The organism is Caballeronia humi (assembly GCF_001544475.1).
GTDB classification, from domain to species: domain Bacteria; phylum Pseudomonadota; class Gammaproteobacteria; order Burkholderiales; family Burkholderiaceae; genus Caballeronia; species Caballeronia humi.
Genome location: NZ_FCNW02000151.1, coordinates 1 through 2338, shown reverse-complemented (window position 1 = coordinate 2338; position 2338 = coordinate 1). Strand labels below are relative to the sequence as shown.

Below are 2338 nucleotides of genomic sequence, written 5' to 3'. Positions count from 1 at the left end.
ATGGAAATGGCCTCCGGTGGAAATTAACTCCAGCCTACCCGCTGAGAGGCGGGGGGGACCATCCCATTACAGCATGTGCATGAAGTTAACAGCCCCCTTCATGTCTTTTTGAAACCGTCTCTAACTCAATTTTCGACCCGGCTTGTGTGGAGCAGCAATGCTAGACGTGACGGCTTGACGGCCGATGCTTTAGGCGGCTTTGGCGACTAAACGGACGGAAAGTAGCCTTTCAACCTCGTTCCTCGTTATCGCGTAGCACTCGCACGCACGAGCCTCCATCCCTCGTCGATTGATCATCCTGACTCGTCCTCTGGATGGGTAAATTAGCCCCGCTTTTTGCAACTGTACTACACAACCGGTGATGCCTTCCCGGCGAACGCAAAGCAGATCAGCGATTCGCTGTTGCGTGGTGTCAATCGTGTCGTCAAGCGTTGCATCGACCGCGTCCAGAATCCAGCGGCAGAGCCGCTGTTCCACGGAGTGATGTTGGTGACATGCGGCGAGTTGGGCCGCCCTAGTGAAGAGCACTTGGACATAAAGCGTCATGCACCGGCGAAGATATTCGCAGCGCTTGAGTTGTTCTTTTAGCGCGCTCGTCGGAATACGGTAGGCGGCACCCGCGCACTGAACTTCAATGCTCCACGGGAGCACATCAACATCGGCCAGGAGGGCCGATCCGGTCGTACCCTCGCGCCCCACTGCGGCAACCTCAATTGACCTACCGTCTTCCATATCCTGTACAAGTGACACCGTGGCGGAGATCGGAAAGTACGCGTACCGCATGCGTTGCCCGGCGCAGCATAAAACATCTGAGGATTTTAACTCGACGAGTTCCAGGTGCACAGCAAGCGCCTGCCATTCACGGCACGGCAGACCCCGCAGAAGCTGGTTTCCGTGTAGATCGGATAGTGATGTGAGCATGTGAGCTATGGATGTAATGCGCTCGAGCGCTTCGTTGGATGAGCAAGACTTGGTCCTTTGGGGCGCTCCAAGTAACAGGTTCCTAATATCGCTGCTGATATTGAGCGAGCCATCCAACGCAAACGTTTGGCGAAGAATGACCTTTTGAATAGCGTGCCCAGCGCACGCCCCTGCGCATGCAATTCGTCATCGATTCGCTTCTTCCATATCAGGGATGCGGTTGTAAAAGCGCATGGAGGCGCAGCACAGGTTCCCTACAGCAGCGTCGAATTCGGAGTGAGGAAACAGCGGAGCATAAAGCGGTGGATGGGTAGAGAATTCCACCGCATGGCAGAAGGCGCGGAAGGGTTCTCAGACGCCCAGTCCGCCCAAACGGTGCTGGCGCTCGACGAGCAAACCACGTTGCGCCGGCGCGCCAGCGCGGGTGGCTGACCGCACACGGCGACGCGGCACCGTCCCTGCCCATCCGGCCGACGCAGACGGAATCGTCTGTGATGAGCGCTCGCTTCTGTGCTGCGAGTTTGGCCTTCAGCGCAGCTTCGGCCTGCTGTCTGGTCCTGAGCAGCTCACGCTCGTATTTATGGCGGTCAGCCACGACCAGCAGGGCGAAGTCGTCGAACTCATCGTCGCCGTAGCACTGACGTGTCGCGTTGATGACCATTGGCACGATCGTCCCGCTGCGATGGACGATGTCGAGCTTCACCTCGGCGACGGAGCGTTGCATTTGCAGCAGCGGAGCCCAGTGTGTCTGATGGAAGACTTTGCCCCAATCGTCAGCAGGTCCTGCAATCGGCACTTTTCGACGAGGTCCCATGAAAATCACGCACGGGGCGACCTGAGCGCTGATTCAGCGCGTCACTGCATCGATGTTGTCGTCTACTACCGGTACCCGATGCTTCGCGGCCGGACACGAAGGCGGGGGCTTTTCCCGCTTGTCGATAGGCGGCGTCACCACCTGGCGCTGCACGGATCTGTACAGGTCAAACGATGATGGACGGCACGCGGCTTGCGAGACAGCGTGCACGCCTACGCGCGTCGCGTTAGGCGATCCTTTCGCATAACACGCTATGAGCGAGCAATGGTGCAAAGTAAATTGAATCCGAGTGCCGCACGACGTACCGCGCGACGCCTTACCGACTGGAGAGAGATATGTCAGATTTTGAAAAACCCACCAATCAAACAAAGGTCGCAGAGGTAACATCAACGACCGCGCCGTCCGAACCTGCCCCGGCTGCGGCGAACGCTGAGAGTGACTTTGCACACGCATCTCAAAAATGGGACGCGTCACACGGCGTGGACCCAACCGTATCGTCTAACGGGAGTTACGCCCCCGATCAGCACCCCGGCGGTCGGTCAAACTCCTCCGGGTATGGTCACTTCAAACTCCCCCACCTGACGAACGTCGGCTGAGCAACTG

2 protein-coding genes are annotated in these 2338 nt (G+C 58.1%); one reads left to right on the top strand and one right to left on the bottom strand.

What is annotated here, in order from left to right; genetic code table 11:
- Window positions 1-189: 189 nt before the first annotated feature.
- Complete coding sequence (locus AWB65_RS34640) at window positions 190-921, bottom strand: Crp/Fnr family transcriptional regulator (RefSeq protein ID WP_087671231.1); 732 nt, start codon at window positions 919-921, stop codon at window positions 190-192.
- Between the two features lie 424 nt (window positions 922-1345).
- Between AWB65_RS34640 and AWB65_RS36550 the strand changes: the two genes are divergently transcribed.
- Window positions 1346-1912, top strand: coding sequence for a hypothetical protein (locus AWB65_RS36550; protein ID WP_087671230.1), 567 nt, complete (start codon window positions 1346-1348; stop codon window positions 1910-1912).
- Window positions 1913-2338 lie beyond the last annotated feature (426 nt).